The sequence below is a fragment of the Pseudomonas sp. ADAK18 genome, from assembly GCF_012935695.1.
Classification (GTDB): Bacteria; Pseudomonadota; Gammaproteobacteria; order Pseudomonadales; family Pseudomonadaceae; genus Aquipseudomonas.
Genome location: NZ_CP052859.1, coordinates 6027832 through 6045185, shown reverse-complemented (window position 1 = coordinate 6045185; position 17354 = coordinate 6027832). Strand labels below are relative to the sequence as shown.

The window sequence follows — 17354 nt, the reverse complement described above, 5'->3', positions numbered from 1 at the left end:
TTTTCTTGCCAGCTCACTTACAGACTTAACATGGAATGTAGTTATATTTCCTGTTGCCCTATCCAGACCTACTGTAGTGGTCTAATGAAACCGGACACCCATTTAGGCGAGAATGCTCGCCAGATCGAGGTGTCAGATGACCAAACAACGCCGCTCCTTTTCTGCTGAATTCAAACGCGAGGCTGCCGACCTCGTGCTCAAGCAAAACTACAGCTACATCGAAGCCAGCCGTTCACTGGGTGTCGGCGAGTCGGCCCTGCGTCGCTGGGTTGATCAGGTTCAGCAGGAGCACCAAGGCGTCACTCCGCAGGGCAAAGCCCTGACCCCGGAACAGCAGAAAATCCAGGAATTGGAAGCTCGTATCGCTCGGCTTGAGCGAGAGAAATCCATCCTAAAAAAGGCTACCCCGCTCTTGATGTCGGAAGATCACGAGCGTTCGCGCTGATTGACCAACTGAGCGTCCACGAGCCGGTTGATTGGCTGTGCAAGGTGTTTGAAGTCACTCGCTCGTGTTATTACGCCCAGCGTCTCAGGCGCCGGACTCCCGACGTTGAGCGGCTTCGGCTGCGCAGCCGGGTCAATGAACTGTTCACGCAAAGTCGCAGTGCCGCGGGTAGTCGTAGCATCTTATCGATGCTGCGCGAAGACGGTGAGCAGCTCGGACGATTCAAAGTGCGCAGCCTGATGCGCGAGCTTGACCTCGTCAGTAAACAGCCCGGATCACATGCCTATAAACGAGCGACGGTTGAACGGTTGGATATCCCGAACATCTTGAATCGAGAGTTCGATGTTCCGGCACCCAATCAGGTCTGGTGCGGCGACATCACCTACATCTGGGCCCAGGGGAAATGGCATTATCTGGCTGTCGTGCTGGATCTTTGTACGCGCCGGGTGGTGGGCTGGGCGTTGTCGGAAAAACCGGACGCTGATCTGGTTATCAAGGCGCTGGATATGGCTTACGAGCAACGAGGAAGACCTCAGGGTCTGCTGTTTCACTCGGATCAAGGGGCGCAGTATGCGAGTCGTTTATTTCGCCAACGGCTGTGGCGTTATCGCATGCGCCAGAGCATGAGTCGTCGGGGAAATTGCTGGGACAATGCGCCAATGGAGCGCGTATTCCGCAGCTTGAAAACGGAATGGATACCGACCACGGGTTACCGAACGGCTCAAGAAGCCCAGCGCGATATCAGCCACTTCTTGATGCATCGGTACAACTGGGTTCGACCCCATCAACTCAACGGTGGGCTGGCGCCAGCTCGGGCCGAAGAAAAACTTAACGTCGTGTCCGGTATTAGTTGACCACTACATACAAACCCATATTTAGCACTTCCTTCGCCGCCAATCAGCCTTACATACCCATTCATTTCCGAAACAAATGTTCCGTTTTTAATTACATGATTTGCATCATCTAGATAGTTTTTAAGATTATAAGAACTCCGGCCAAATGCCCCCATCAACTCTGAACCATGCTTTCCAAAGTGCTGGACCGCTTCATCACCCTTGAAAAACTTTGTTGCTGGGGAGTGAGTCAGGAGCTTAGGGCCATTATCGACAACAAGGTTCCCGCCGGTCGCCGCGCTTGCACCGGTCTGACCTGTCGCTTTTGCACCAACAAATATTTCGGACTATATCTGCTTTACCCTATTAACATACACCTAATAATCTAAGGTCATCTTTAAGCTCCACGACTTCATCAGAAGGCAGATCTTCCAAGATAGAGGAGAGTTCAAACTCCTCTAACAATTTAGAGATGGTATCCAGATGATACTTCTGGACCTTTTCCGGAGATCGCCCTGCTGAAAGAATAAGTGCTATAACTTCGAGCATTAACTTTTCAATAGGCAATTCAAATGAGTTTTCAAGCTCGCCATAGGCATAACCCACTTCACTTTCACCTTCAGCCCATGAGCTTTGGTGGCTGAGCTTGACCTTGCAATAGCTATAATAGCTACCCAGAAACCAAGCCCGGATTTCACCATAAGTCACTCTGTCTTCCATTACGGCGTCTTCCTCGGAGGGCGCAGCATAACACCCTGATTATCAAGAATATTAACGGTAATATTGGGGTACTTCGCCTTGAACTGCTCAGCCACATTCAGACAGCTGGCACAAGCCGCTTTCTCCGTAAGGATATTTACTGTTCCTCTTGCGGAGGTATTTCTCCCCAACTGGTCAGCGATATTATCTAGAATTTTGTATTCCGTATCTATTCCCCGATAAACCAAGTCTCCAGCCTTATTGGGTACAGATTGAGCGACAAAATTCCCATTTCCGGAGCCGACAAGCCCCTTACCAGCATCAGAGACTTGGCTGTGTGCGGCCATCTGCTTAGGTATTCCGGGAATATCTATTTCCGCGACAGCTACGTTACCACTTCGCCGTAAGCCAGACGGCAACCCAGCTCGAACGTCCATGACCCGTTGGGCCATCGGAGCAGTGTCAATCACGGTCGCAGTCGCTTTTGCTACAACCAAAGAGCCAAAAAATTACGAAGCTCTAACGACCTTGATCACGACCTCTGTTGACCGCATCCAGAAGCAGTTCTAGCTCAAGGCCATAACAATTCGGCTCGAAGCTTTCCTCTATTCCATTTATCAAAAATTCATTAGAAATCAACTCACAAAGCTCATCCACCTCACTTGATGATAATGAACTATTAAGTAATTTCTCAGCCAGTGCCAGTTGGTGCTCTCCTGCCATAAAGCACAACGCCAATAAAAGCTGTAATTGGGCGCTTGTTAAGAGGCTACTCATTTACCGGTCCCCGCAGCTGATTTTCCCCAACCGGTGACAACTTTACCTTCAGCATTGACCACTATGACTGCATCCGTCCCCGTATACCTAAATGTTGGACCATACTTTGAAGGGACATATTCAATCTTTAGAGGACTAGACCAAGCTCCACTGAGTGCTGACTGGCTTACACCAATACCACCATCCCTTCCTGCAAATTGCTCCAATGCGTGATTTGAATAGCTAGTGATTTGTGTAGGTGCCCTGGCTCCGGCGGCCTGCTCAGCAACCATCTGCATTTTAAGTCTAGCAGCATTAGCCGCGCTGCTCGCTCCTGACTCAGCAATAGCGGGAACGCCTTTTGCACCAACTAATCAGCGACTATTTTTTGCAGCAAGCTCGCGACTTCAACTCTAAGTCTTTCATCGTCAAATTCATACTCTTCCCTTGATTCGTTTGACTCGTACATATCCGCAGCACAAAAAATACTGGACAAACACTCGCTCAACGAAGGCTCATCGAGCTGAAGGACATTGCTATCCCGCTCAATTTTCCAAAGCTCAATATACGCTTCAGAAAAAATTTCGGATTTCAGCCTTCCCGCCACATACGATCTTGCAAACTCCAAGATAGTAAGACTCATCGCAGAACTCCATTTTTAATAAAATTTTCAAACTGCTGGGTTCCCGGCGAGAGCTTAAAGCCCGTCACAAAATTTCCTGATGCATCGAGCACAACAGCGTTGTTGGTGGTCGAATTAAAGAACACTTTTGAGTCTTTTACAAATCCGTATGTGCCTTGCTGAGTCGTAGAAGTGGACCCCATGTGATTTTTGATTGCAGACTCATACTGAGCAAGTGTTTCAGGATTTTTCTTTGTAGTCACCACACCAAAATCAGAAGCATGCTTGAATTTTTTATCGAGCTGCTTCTGGGTAACGCTAGTTAAAGCCTCAGCAACACTATTACCTTTTGCACCATCCGTCAGCAGCAACGGCGGCGTATTCACCTTCGAATATGAAGCAAGCTCACTACGCCCATCAGCGTACACAACCTTCATCGTATCGTCACTGACAGTGACAATGCTGCCCTTGGGAATCACCTTCCCACTCTGCAGCGTTACGCTCTCACTGAGTTCGACTGTCGTATTGGCCTGAATCGTGGCGCTTTTAACGTATTGGGTGCCACCCACTGGCACGTGATTGGGCACATCGATCAGATGTGGCACCTCAGGATTTGGCCCAACACGTTCAAACTTCGCCAGCTTACCCTCAACACCACCCGCAGCCTTGGTGGCGGCAGCAATCTCTTTGAACCCATTGATAGAGACCTCGACGCCAGCTTTAGAAAGTGTTGACGCGCCCTGAGCAGCTCCCCCTGTTCCGCCGGTAGCAATGACTTGGGCGTACAACGCCACCGCCTCACCCATTTGCTTACCAAGCTTCTCGGCGTTTTCATCACCACCAACAACCAGCGCATCGCGAAGCTGACTAATTTGCGACTTGAAGCCAGCGGCAGCCGCACCGAAGAGCCTCTCCCCCTCCACTGACAATATGAACGCGTTCATAGCGTCAATGCTTGCAACTGGATCGCGCAGAACACCCACTGCACCGTTCAGAGCATCTATGCCAGCGCCTGCCATACTGTCTTTGAAACTATTGAAGAGCGCGCTGGCTGAAGCCATATCTTGGCTACCAGAAATGGATAACCACTTGCCCGTCACCTTCATTTTTTCAGTGAACGTTTTGGCTTCTGCTACTTCCTTGACCATTTGGACTATTTGTTGAGTCGCCAACCAATTGTTGTCGACGTTCGCAATCGCAGCGTTAGTAGCCGTCGCCGCGCCGTTCGGGTTGCTCATTGCAGCAATGCCGGTCACCATCGACGCGATAATGTTGCGCTTGGCCTCTCGCTCCTCGCTGGTTTCGTTAGGACTGGTTTCGTTGAAAAGGCCTGCGAGTAAACTACTGGCCGAACCACCTAGCGCGCCCGCTGAGCAGCTCTGGCTGCTGGCGGCAGCACCGGCACAGCCGAGAATGGCATGCAAGCTGGCGTGCTCGGGGCTGCCTTCTTTCAGCCCATTGATTACCAGTTTGCCGATGTAGTCCGAGCCTTGTTGCTGGACGTAGTTAACGACCATATTCTGTGCAAACTGCGCACCACCACCGGTTACGTTGCCGCTTGCACCCGCGACCAATGCGGTCGCGATTTGTCGATAGGTACCGCCCGCGCCCCAATCAGCGGCGACGGCATTGGCTTGTTTATTCAGGTCCAGGTATTTCTGTCGATGAACCGCTTGTACGTTAGGGTCGACTTCAGGGTCGCGGGATTTGGCAAATTCCTTTTCAGCGTCGCTACGCAGCGTATCCGCCTCACGGGCGCGAGTCTCCAGATACGCCGCTACGTTCTGAACAAACTTGCCAGTAATCTCGAAACCGACCTGAATTTCCTTCGCGTCGAAAATTGGCTTTAGCTTGTTACTGCCATCTCGATCACTGGACACGTCAGTATTGATTGCAGCCACAGCTTGCTCGGCCGTCTGGCCGGTCAACGCCTGCTGCTTGGCGCTGTCAGTAACCGTCACTGCTGCGCCGCTGATACCGCTCAAGGTTTTACTGCTGGAGCTGTCACCGGCGTACAGCGCAACGGGAGCATTCACACCAAATCCGCCTTTGTTGGCTACAGGCGTCCCGGTCTTGGTAGCGTCGACGTTGCCGTCTGCATCCCTGCCAACCTTCCCGCCTTTGCTATAGCCACCGCTCAGATTGATACTGGTAGCGTCATAGTCGGCCTTATTCTTGATATCCGAACTCGTCAGAGAGCCTGTTGTGAGGGTGTTCTTACCATCGGCTACCGCTTTATCGGTGCTGGCAATGATCGCGCCCTTGAGGTCGGTATTACCCTTGACCTCAACCTGGAACCCACCATCGCGCGCCTTGATGCCCGATTGATCGCTGACACTGGCGTAGTCGCTGTGCATTTTTTGCTGACCAATGCCACCACTGACGCTGCTCATTCCCATACAGAATGGTGGTACGCAAATGCTGACCCCGACGTTTGCGCTCAGTTGCTCGGAGCGATAAGTACTGGTGTCTTGCAGACTCTCGATATTGAGATCACCGCCCACCTTGGCCTGAACTTGCTGGCCGGTAACGACTGCACCTTTGAGATTGGTATCTCCGGCGCTATCAAGCCGTACTGTCTGCCCAGCCTTGACTGATGTGTTGGTTTGGGTGACATCGTCACCATCGGACATCCCCCGCCCTTTATTGGCGGCGAGGTCCAATGTGAACCCGTTTTGTTGCCCGCCAAAACTGAACCCGACACCAGCGCTCCAGCCACTGTTGTTGTTGGAGCTATCCTGATGTGCAGTGTTTTGCGCGGCCAGGAGGTTGATCTTGCCATCCGCTTTGAGGTTGGCATCACCTCCAGCGTCGATCCGGCTGCCCACCACATTCAAATTGCTATCAGCGCCCGCGCCCTTGGCTGTGATATTGACGTCACCACCTGCAACCACACTGCTGCCAACTACATTGCGGCCACTTTGGCTGCTTTCATTGTGACTACGGCTGTCGCTCAAGTTGACGCTGATCTTCACGCCTGTGAGATCTTTTTTCATCAGCGCCTGGCCACCGTCGAGCGCTGCATTGGCACTCATGGCAGCATTCACAGCGGACAGCGCGAGCATGCGGCCATCACTTGTTTGTTGGGCTGATTCAACTGTCCCCTGAAGGCTTCGCAGTGCATCAACCATAGGAACGCTGACGGTGCCGCCAACCGCCGTGCGACTGGTGCTCGCCGTGTTGTTGGCTTTCAAGGTATCGAATCCAGCCTCGATATCTACATGTTTGGCCTTGATATCGATATCGCCTTTAGGTGCAACAACCTGGCTGGCAATCTGGTTGTAATGCTCCCCAGCCGTAAGGCTGACATCGCCCCCCAACGACGCGATCTGGCTGCCGGTCTGACGGCTAGTTTCGCTCTGATCAGCCTTCTTGGTCTTGACGATACCCGTCGCACTTTGCCACCAGGAGCCCACCTCCCCAACCTTCTTGCTGTTGGACTTGGAGCTTGCGCTTGCGGTGTTTTCAGCGCTAACCACTTCAAGATTTCGCCCTGCGTCGATCTGTAGGTCACGGTCCGTAACCAACGTACTTCCACGCACGGTGGTATCCCGTCCGCTGGTGATCTGCAAGCTATCGGCGCTGATATCACTGCCGATGCTTTGCGAGGCACTTTGCTGGGCCTGCTGCCCCTTCTGTGACGCAGACATTCCAACGGTGAGCGATACGCCGACCTTGCTGGACTGTTTGGATTGGCTTGAGGCCTGCTGCACTTCAGCCGTACCGATTTCCACATCATTGCCAGCGTTGAGCTTAACCACGCCTTCTGCCCGGAGAGCCGCTGCTTCCAGAGAGATATCGTTATCCGCTCGCAGATCAATTGACTTGGCTACAAGCTCGGTACTATTCAACGTTGTCTGGATACTCGAGTTACTACTGGACTTACTCGAAAACAGGCCTTTCTTGGATGAAGAGCTGGCCTGGCTGGCATAATTTTCGGCCGCAACTAGATTGATGTCGTGCCCCGCGGTAGCCAGCAGTGCCCCGCCACTATTGATCTTGGCGCCCTCGGCATTAATATCCTGAGCCGCCGAGATAACAACTTTCTTGCCCGCGCCAATGGATGAGCTGACAGCAACATCACTGTCACTCTCAGTCATCTTCGTACTCTTCTTACCCCACGATCCCTTCTTGGTCTTGGAGTAATACGAGTAATCAGTGTTCTCGGCAGTGTTGAGATTCAGATCTTTTCCGGCATACAAATACGCCTCATTCCCCGCCGTCACTCGGCTGGCAATCAGCGCCAAATCCTGCCCTGCACTCAGCGCCACATCCCCACCGGCCTTCACCGTGGTGGACACTTGCTGGGCGTGGTCTTCCTGGATCTTGAGCTTCTTGGAGTTATACCCAGAATGCTGTTCGTCCGCCGCCGACGCCAGGGTCAGGTCACCCGTGGCCGCCATGGCAATATCGCGTTTGGCGTCAATCTGGCTGGCGATGGCTTTGATATCGCGGCCCGCATCGACCTTCAGATCACGGCCGGCTTCCAACGTGGAGCCGAATTGTTTGATGTCCTGACTGCTGATTTTGGTGTTCAGGTTCACCCGACTCATCTGTTCAGCCGAGGTAATGTTGACGTCACGTCCACCCTGGATGACCGTGTCGGCCCCACTCTTAAGAGCACCTCCTTGGTTATTGACGTCGCGCCCCGCCAACACACTCAGGTTATTGGCTGATTCAATCCGTGCCGCGCTGTCTACATAACCTTGCTGAAGCTTGCGGTTGTTACCATGATCCTCCTGGTAGTTGGTCACGGTGCGTTCATTGATCACGTCACCGTTGATTGCCCGCAGGCTCACATCACGACCGGCGATGATGCCGCCAGACTTGTTCACCAGGTTGTTGCCCGCCAGCAAATCGAGACGGTTACCCGCCTCGATCAAACCACTGTTGACCAGGTTCTGGCCGGCGCTGGCTGACAGGTTATTCGTCGCACGCAACGTGCCAGCGTTATCCAGGTTTTTCCCGGCGATCAGGTTGAGGTCATTACCGGCGATCAGCGCACCGTTAGGCGCCAGGCGGTTGTTGGAGTGGGCCAGGTACAGCACCGGAACGAGGACCTGTTCACCATTTACTTCATTCTTTTCAAGCCAGACGATGTCGTGGGTCAGCGCTGCAACCTGCTCGGAGGTCAGGCTGACACCCACGGCCAGGTTAAGTGACTGCTTGCTCTTGATCGCGTTGTCCATCAGGTACTTGAACAACTGCTCGTCAGTATTCTGCCCGGCAAGGAAGCGCTGACCAGTGCGGGCTACCACGGCTTGCTGGATCAGGCGCTGTTCATAGAAGCCATCACCCAGACGCTTCCAGCTGTCATCGGGGTTGTAGCCCAGGTTGGACAGCAGGTAGTCCGAACTCATGAATTGCTTGAGGTCGGTAAGGGCCGGGTTGGTTTCGATCAGGTACTTATGCGGCTGCGACGAAGTAACGTTGGATGGCAACCCCTGAACACGGTTGATGGTTTGTGTATCGGTCGTTGTTACTGCGGTACCAACGGGAATCGCTTGCAGGGGATCAGCAACCACCGTGCGCCCTGGAAGTTCAGCGCCGATAATTGATGTGGTCGGCGCGACAATATTGAGCGCATCGATACCCGCAACGACTTCGACTTTCTGACGGCTGGCCTCAACCTGTCCCAGCGTGCTGGCCGCTGCCTGACTGGTGCCACTCAACTCAATCTCGCGCCCGGGGCTGAGCGGTAATGCCTGCTGACGCTGTTCATTACTGACAACGGCGCTGCCCATGGTCCAACTTTGTGGAGCAAGGTTGGTCGGCGCACTACTGTCTTGCTGGCTCAGGCGGAACAAGCCGTTTTGGCCTGAAGGTAAATCGAAGCCTGGAAGCGTTAGTGGGTTGACCTGTTGCTGGGCAAGATTCGGTGGAAGTTGCGAGTTAACAACCACTACAGCTGTTTTGTGGTCGCCCACACTGGTGTCGAGGGCGCGGCCGTTTACCGCCAGAGCGGTCTTGAGCACATTGATGTTGCTGATGTCATTACTGGCGGTGAGTTTGGCAGTGCCACCAGCCTGGATAATGGCGGGCGCTGCGATGACACCGTTGGTTTTTATCTCAATCGGATTGTTGATGCCGGCAAATATCACCGGATTGAAGTTCGCCAGTAGCGCTGCCAGCGCCTTCTCATCCACCGGTGAACCTGGCGGGTGATCTCGGTTGTAGATCGCGACCGCTTGAACCAGAGCATTGTGTTGGGCCTTCGGAATCTTCGGGGCCGCCGTGTACACACCATTACCGGTTCCAGAACCCCCTATCGCTGCCTGGTTAACAATGTTATCGCCCTGAATAGAGAGATCGTTGGCAGCTGAGACCACGCTATAGCGGTTTGAAAACTGCTGGCTAGTGATGCTCAGGTTACGGCCGGCACTGAGGGTGGCTGACGGAGAGTCTTGCTCTATCACACTGTCAACTGTGCGGTTCAGAGTTAACTGGGTTCTTCTGTCACTCCAGCCCCCGGAGCAGTGCTGTACGCAGGTGATGCTGAGACCAGCAGACGTCAGCTTCTGGTTTAACTGAAACTTCTCACGCTCGTTAACCACCTCATTCGCCGCAAGGGTCATATCACCCGTACTTTGAATATTGCCCGATATGTTACGAAAGCTTTGCGCCGAGGTGCCTGTGGCAAAACCTGCAACAGCCAGGCTGCCAAGGCTGACGACTTCACCGTAGTTATTCGTAAAGGTATTGACGTTGAACGTCGAGTTTTCACCACTGAAGGCGAAACCACGAATATTGAGATCTGCCGCATCGCGATCATTGATCAGACTTTGGGCAGTGATAGTGAGGTCTTCAGCAGCGCCCAAGGTGCCAATATTCTGAACGGTACCGGCCTTGATAATCAGGTCAGAGGCTGAGGTGATCCGGCCACGGTTAACCAATTGTCCCACATCAATCGAGGTACGCCCACCACCCGCCAGGCTCCCCGCACTGGCTACGTTCACCTGCGCGGCGTTCAACGCAAAGGTGCCCTGGCTGCTTGCCCGACCACTGCCGCCATAGGTCCCGTCCAGCCTCAATTTGAAGCTACCATCACTGGCAATCAGCCCATCGTTACTCCAGTTACCACCGTCACCTATCAAGCTGTCGGAAGCCAGCAACTGGCCTCCTGCCGTTTGGTTGAGCGTCCTGACGTTGACCGTCAATCGCCCTGCCTGGATCACGCTGCTGTTGGTCCACTCGTCAGCAGTCAGGGTCAAGCCGCCACGGGTGACGAGATTGCCACCGGCACCGGTCAGGTTGGCCATGCTGATGTCGAACGTGCCAGTGCCGACGTGGAGTACGTTGCCGCCTGTGTTCTGAAGCGTGCCGGCGTTCAACGTCAAATCGCTGTTGGCGGTTTCCAGTGTGCCGTCGCGGTTATCAAGCAACCCGCCAATCTCAAACTCAGTCTTACCGCTAGTCCCCAGCGCCCGCAGCTGGCCTTTCTGGTTATCCACGCTACCCGCAACGACTTTCAGCGTGCTATCGCTTTCAATAACGCCTTTCTGGTTGTTCAACGCACCGCTGAGGTTAAGGTCAATCTGCCCGCCCGCAACCTGGCCGCGCACATCACCGCCGTTATCAAAACTACTGCCGATGACCTTGACCGCGCCTTTGGCGTACAGGCCGCCGTCGCGGTTGTCGAAGGCGCCGGTGGTGACGACGGTGTCGCCGGTTTGCGACGCGATGCGCCCGCCGTTGTTGTTGAGGCTGGCACTGTTCAGGATCAGGCTCTGTGCCTGGATGATGCCGGCCTGGCGGTTGTTGTTCAGGTCGAAGTCGTTGCGCAATAAGCCACCCAGCGCTTTGGCTTGCAGGGCGCCTTTGAGGCTGGCCAGGGTGCCGCCACGGTTGTCGATGGTCGCAGCGGTGATGTTCACATCACCGGCCTGGGCGATGACTTTGCCGCTTTGGTTGTCGAGGGCCTTGTCTATCTCCAGGTTCAGGGCGGTCTGGCTTTGGATCGAGCCCTTGGCGTTGTCGAGGCTCGCAGCCTTGAGCTTCAAGTCAGCGTTCTGACTGTAGATCAGGCCGTCGCCGCTGTTTTGTACGGCGCCAGTGGTGGTGACGGCCACTGCGCCGTTGGCGGCGACGGTGCCGCGATTGCGGTTGTCCAGGCTGCCCGCGAACAGGGTCAGCAGGCTTTGGCTGGCCAGTTGGCCGCCCTGGTTGTTGATTTCACTCGCGCGTTTGAGCAGCAGCGTACCGGCGCTGGCGAGTTTGCCGTTGGTGTTGGTCAGGGCGCCGAGCAGGTCGAGGGTTACGGCGCCGTTGCCGATCAGGGTGCCGCCGCTGTTGTCGAGGCTGGTGCCGATCAGGCTGAGTGCCTGTTGCGCATTGACCGTACCGCCCGCGTTGTTGAGCGTTTGCACTTGCAGGTCGAGGGCAGCGCCGCTGTCAATCAACCCACCTTGGGCGTTGTTGAGCAGGCCGGTGACGGTCAGGGTTTGCCCGCCTGCACTTGAGATGATGCCTTTGTCACTGTTGTCGAGGCTGGCAGCTTTGACGGTCAGGGCTTTTTGGCTGACCAGCGCACCGGCGCCGCTGTTGAGCAGGCTGTTGCTCAGGGTGGCGTCGACGTTGCCATAACGGCTGGAGACGGTGCCTTGGTTGCGGTTGTCCAGGTCGGCGCCGCTGACGCTGACGCCCTGCCAACCGGAGATCAGACCGGCCTGGTTGACCAGCTTATTGCCGCTCAGGGTCAGCAGGTTATTGCTGATCAGTTTGCCAGCGCTGTTATCCAGGGTGCGACCACTGAGGTTGAGGTTCTGGGCGGTGGAGATTTCGCCGCCCTGGTTGCTCAGGTCACGCAGGTGCGTGATGGTCAGTTGGCCGTCGGTGGTGATCAGGCCGGCGTTGTTATTCAGGTCGCCAGTAGCGTTGCCCAGATCGATGGCAATCGACTTACCCAGCACGGAGCCGCCCTGGTTGTTCAGGCCAGTGCTATTGAGGGTCAGGGCATTGGTGGCGTTGATCAGCCCTTGGTTCTGGTTGTTGAGCTGGCCGTCGACATTAAGCAAAGTGTCGCCACGGCTGGTCAGGGTGCCGCCGCTGTTGTCCAGGCTGGCGGCATGGCCGTCGATGGACTGGGCGGCGATCAGGCCTTTGACGTTGCTCAACGCCTGTGTGATGCGCAGGGTCAGGGCCTGGTTGCTGAGCAATTTGCCGTTGCTGTTATCCACGCTGTCGGCGGCCAGGGTGAAGGCTTGGCCGCTGGAGAGTTCACCGCCCTGGTTGTTCACGCCTTTGAGGTTTTTCAGCATCAACAGCGGGCCGTTGATCAAACCGCCCTGGTTGTTCAACTGGCCGTGGTTCAGGTCCAGTGCGACCGAGGTGTTACTGAAGAGTTTGCCACCCTGCTGATCCAGACCGGTGACCTTGGCGGTCAGGGCCTTGTTGCTGGTCAGGCGACCACCGTCCTGGTTGGTCAATTGTCCGGCGGTGATGTCGAGGGTGTCGCTGGTGCTGACGTTGCCGCCGTGGCTGTTGTCGAATGCACCAGTGGTGATTTTCAGGGCTGCAGCGCTGCTGAGGGTGCCTTTTTGGCTGTTATCCAGGCTGGCGCTGCTCAGGGTGAGGCCTGCATCGGTGACCAGTTCCCCGCCTTGGTTATCCACGACCCCTGGGGTGGTGACGTTTAACGCTCCTGCACTGGATACGCTGCCTTTACGGTTGTTCAGGCTCGCAGCGTTAACGGTCAGGAGACCTTCACTGCTCAGCTTGCCTTGGTTGTTGTTCAGCTCGCCGCTGAGCTTAAGGCCAAGGTCTTTCTGGCTGATAAGGCTGCCGCCGCTGTTATCCAGACTGGTGCCTGTCAAGTTCACACCGCTCTGGCCGCTGAGTTGGCCCTTGTTACGGTTGAGCACCTTGTCGACGTTCAGCTTCAAGTCGGTCGCAGCGAGCACCAAGCCACTGTCACTGTTATCCAAACGTTGGCCGGTTATCTGCACAGCGGCTTTGCTGGAGATCTCACCGCCACGGTTATCCACCACGCCCACGTTGACGTCGGCACGTTGGTTGGCGCCTACGAAACCATTTTTCCGGTTGTCCAGCGTCTGGCCTGTAAGGGCGAGCGCACCTTGGGCGATCAGGGCGCCGTTTTGGTTGGTGAGCGTCGCGACGTTCGCCGTGAGATCACCTTTGCTCGAAACCTGGCCGTCGGTGTTGTCCAGGCTGGCCGCCGTCAGTTGCGCGTTGCCGTCGCCAATCGCCGAGCCGTCCTGGTTCTTGAAAGCACCGTCGACGGTGATACCCAACTCGCCACGGCTGCTGAGCAGACCGCCTCTGTTATCCAGGCTGGCGCTATGAACCTGCAGCGCAGCCGCAGAAACCAGACCTTTGATGTTGCTCAGGCCCTGTTCAACGCGCAGGGTCAGCGCCTGGTTGCTGATGAGTTTTCCGCTGCTGTTATCCAGGTTTTTGCTGGCCAGGGTGAACGCCTGGGCGCTGGAGATTTCGCCGTTCTGGTTGTTTACCCCGTTGAGGTTTTTCAGCATCAGTAAGGGCGCGTTGATCAGGCCTTGCTGGTTGTTCAGTTGACCGTTGTTCAGGTCCAGGCTCAGTGAGGTTTTGCTGAAAAGCTGCCCGCCCTGCTGATCAAAACCCGTCACGCTGGCGACCAGATTTTTGTCGCTGGCGATACGACTGTCCGTGCCGTTGCTGACTTGGCCGGCGGTCAGAGTAAGGGTGTCATTGCTGATCAGGCTACCGACCTGGGTATTGTCAAAAGCACCGGTGGTAACGCTTACCGCGCCCTTGGCACTGAGCGTGCCCGCGCGGTTGTCCAGGCTGGCGCTATTAAGGGTCAAGCCTTGGTTAGTGGTCACGGCGCCACTTTGGTTAGTCAATGCACCCGTGGTGCTTAGCGCAATGGCACCGGCACTCGATACCTTGCCTGACGTATTGTTCAGCCCGGCCGCTGTGGCGGTGATGGAGCCTTCACTGGTGAGCAAGCCGCCGGTGTTATTCATATCACCACTGTGGGTCAGCGTCAGACCTTGCTGGCTGGACACCGTGCCACCACTGTTGTCCAGGCTCTGGCCTTGCAGTGTCACCTGGCCTTTGCCGAACAACAGCCCTTCGCTCTGGTTGATGACCTGCGCCACCTTGAGTCCCAGGTCGGTGCCCGCCAGCAGCTTGCCGTTACCGCTGTTATTCAGGCGGGTACCCGCCAGGTTCACGTCTACCGCGCTGGAGATTTCCCCGGCCTGGTTGTTGATGTCATCGACAGTGAGGGTCAACGCTTTTGTCGCGCCGATCAGACCGCCGTTGCTGTTATTCAGTGTGCTGCCGGTCAGGCTCAAATTGCCCTCGGCGACCAACTCACCTTTTTGCTGATTGAAATGGGTGACGTTGGCCGTCAGATCAGACTTGCTGGAGATACGCCCGCCGGCGTTTTCCACGGTCGTCGCGTCGAGGCGCACCGGTCCCACGCCACTGAGCAAGCCGCCCTGATTACTCAGGGTCGTGCCCAGGTATTGGATCGCCGATTGCCCGCTGAGCAGGCCTTTGTCCTGGTTATTCAACTGGGTGACGTTGAGCTGCAGGTTCTTGTCGGCACTGACCTTGCCGCCACGGTTGTCCAGGCTGGCCGTGTTCAGGGTCAGCAAGTCTCTGCCGCTCAGGCTGCCGCCCCGGTTATCGAGGCTGCCCGCCTGCACATCCATCGCGCCTTTGGCGGTGAGCAGACCGTTGCTCTGGTTGTCCAGCAGGCCCGTGATACGCGCGGTGAGGCTGCCGTCACTGAGCACTTTGCCAGTGTTGCTGTTGTCCAGGCTCGCGGCGGTGATCGAGGCCGTTTGGCCGGTGCCGAGTACGCCTTGGCGGTTGTTCAGCGCGCCACGCACATCAACGCTCAACGAGGTATCGCCCGTGACCTTACCGCCGCTGTTATCCAGGCTGGCAACCTGCACTTGCGTGGCGTTCGTGCTGGAAACTTCGCCCTGGTTGTTGGCCAGGGCCCCGTCCAGGTTCAGCAACAGGCCGGCGTCACTGGTAAGCGTACCCGTGCTGTTGTTCACACTGACCGCACGGACATCAAGACCGTTGGCCGAGACCACGCCGTTGACGTTGGTCAGCGCCTGGTCCAGGCGCACGTTCAAGGCCTGATCGCTGAGCAGTTTGCCGCCCGTGTTATCCAGGCTCTTCGCCGTGAAGGTGAAACCCTGGGCGCTGGAGATTTCACCGCTCTGGTTGCCGACGTCGGCGAGGTTGTTCAGGGCCAGGGCCGGACCACGGATCAAGCCGCTCTGGTTGTTCAACTGACCCTTGTTCACGTCCAGGGTCAGCGACGTGACGCTGGTGAGTTGACCGGCGTTATTGTTCAGGCTGGCAACGTTGGCGGTCAGTGCCTGGTTGCTGGCGATACGGCCAGCGGCGCTGTTATCCACGGCACCGGCCTTGAGGTTCAGAGTGCCTTGGCTGGTGAGTTTGCCGCTCAGGTTATTGACCGCGCCGCTGGCGGTGAGGCTCAGGGCGTTGCCCGCAGTGACCAGCCCGGCAACGTTGTCCAGCGAAGCGATGTTCAGCGTGGCCGTGTCAAGGCTCGACACCTCGCCGCTGCGGTTATTCAATTGCCCGACCGTCGCGCTCAATGGACCACTGCTGTTCACCAGCCCGCCCTGGGCGTTGAGCAATTGGCTGGCATTCAAGGTCAGGCCGCCCGTGCTCAGCACGCGGCCTTTGTTCTGGTTGTCCAGGGTGCCCGCGCTAATATTGGCGACCTGTTTGGCACTCAAGGTTCCGCCCTGGTTGTTCAGGGCTTGTGCTGCGTTGACGGTCAGGTTGCGGCTGGCGACCAGACTGTTGCCGTTGTTGTTGATGGTTTGTGCGCTGAGGCTCAGATCACCTGTGGCGTTGCGGGTGTTATCCGCGTTGACCCCGGCCTCGATAATGCCGTTGTTGGTCAGTTGGCCGCCGCTGGTCAAGGTGATGCTGTCGCGGGCCGCGAGGGTTTTACGGCTGTTCAGGTCGCCTTGGGTCTGCACATCCAACGCCGTGCCGGCGTAGACCGGTCCCTGGGCGTCGAGGCTCGCGGCCTTGACGTTGACCGCGCCGCTGGCCGCCGCCTGCGCCATGCTCAGATGCCCATTGGCATCAAGCTGAATATCCCCGCCACTGGCCGCCAACGTCCCGTCCAGCTTCACGCCCACACCGGCTTCGGTGCCCACCAGCTTGATCGCACCGGCGTACATCCCGCCCAACGCCGACGAGTCAATCGCCAGCTCCGGCTTGGTACTGCCGTCATCGGCACGCGCGGTGGCATTCAGGGTCTGGGCATTCACATCGTTACGACCGGCAATCACGGTCAAGTTGCGCGCATTGATCTGCGCGTTGATCTTCGCCGAGCGGGTGATGATTTCGAAGCGGTCGACGTTGCTGGCATTCAGGCCCTGGCCGTCGATGGTCACGGCGCCGCCATCGACCTGGTAACGGTCCAGGCGGCCGTTATCGAGGATGGGTTTGCCGGTGGTCAGGGTGACGTTGGGGGTGTTGATGAAGCCGCAACCGTTGCAACTGATGCCGTAGGGGTTGGCGACGATGACCTTGGCCGACTGGCCCGCCACTTCGGTGTAGCCACGCAGTTGGCTGGGGCTGCCGCCGTTGACTTCGTTGAGGATAATGTTGGCGGCGCGGCCTTGCAGGTTCGGGTTGCCGAGGATAATCCCGCCCAGCTGGGTCGATGGGGTACGGTCGGTGGCGTTGTTGAGGATCACCCCGTTGGCGCCGACGTTGTAGTCCTTGAACTGGTTGTGGGACAAGCCACTGCCATTGGGCGCCGCGATGTTCACGATCGGCACGCCATTGCCCGCCGCGCCCAGGCTGGTGCCCGGTGCGCTGACCACGATGCCGTCGGCATTGGCCAGCAACGGCTGCCAGAACAGCGCGTTCGCCAAAATCAGCGCCAGGCCACGCTTGGGCAGGCCGAAGAACGAGTCACGGCTTTTCAGGGCTGAGGAAGGCTGGCGAGCCAGGAAGGCAAATTGGCGAACATCCATTTCAAATT

The 17354-nt window shown here is 56.5% G+C and carries 6 protein-coding genes; 1 reads left to right on the top strand and 5 read right to left on the bottom strand.

What is annotated here, in order from left to right:
• The first annotated feature begins 136 nt into the window (after positions 1-136).
• A protein-coding gene (locus HKK55_RS27305) for an IS3 family transposase (protein WP_169357433.1) occupies positions 137-1299 on the top strand; the annotation gives its coding sequence in 2 pieces (ribosomal slippage) (positions 137-392 and positions 392-1299; 1164 coding nt in all).
• 345 nt (positions 1300-1644) lie between these two features.
• Here the strand turns inward: HKK55_RS27305 and imm2 are convergent.
• From imm2 to HKK55_RS27270, 5 genes are all read right to left on the bottom strand, one after another.
• A complete protein-coding gene (gene imm2 / locus HKK55_RS27300) occupies positions 1645-1998 on the bottom strand; it encodes an Imm2 family immunity protein (RefSeq protein ID WP_024672729.1) in 354 nt (117 codons plus the stop codon).
• On the bottom strand, positions 1998-2414 hold the full coding sequence (locus tag HKK55_RS27295) for a deaminase domain-containing protein (protein WP_080266532.1): 417 nt from the start codon (positions 2412-2414) through the stop codon (positions 1998-2000). The genes imm2 and HKK55_RS27295 overlap by 1 nt, the downstream gene beginning before the upstream one ends.
• Before the next feature lie 82 nt (positions 2415-2496).
• Positions 2497-2754 (bottom strand): hypothetical protein, encoded by a 258-nt coding sequence (locus HKK55_RS27290; RefSeq protein ID WP_169357432.1) that lies wholly within the window; start codon positions 2752-2754, stop codon positions 2497-2499.
• 349 nt (positions 2755-3103) lie between these two features.
• Positions 3104-3376 carry a colicin immunity domain-containing protein gene (locus tag HKK55_RS27285; RefSeq protein WP_169357431.1) on the bottom strand — a complete coding sequence of 91 codons (273 nt, stop codon included), beginning with the start codon at positions 3374-3376 and terminating at the stop codon, positions 3104-3106.
• Positions 3373-17346: a hemagglutinin repeat-containing protein gene (locus HKK55_RS27270; RefSeq protein ID WP_178128864.1), complete on the bottom strand. Its 13974-nt coding sequence runs from the start codon at positions 17344-17346 to the stop codon at positions 3373-3375. Before HKK55_RS27270 ends, HKK55_RS27285 begins: the two co-directional genes overlap by 4 nt.
• Positions 17347-17354 lie beyond the last annotated feature (8 nt).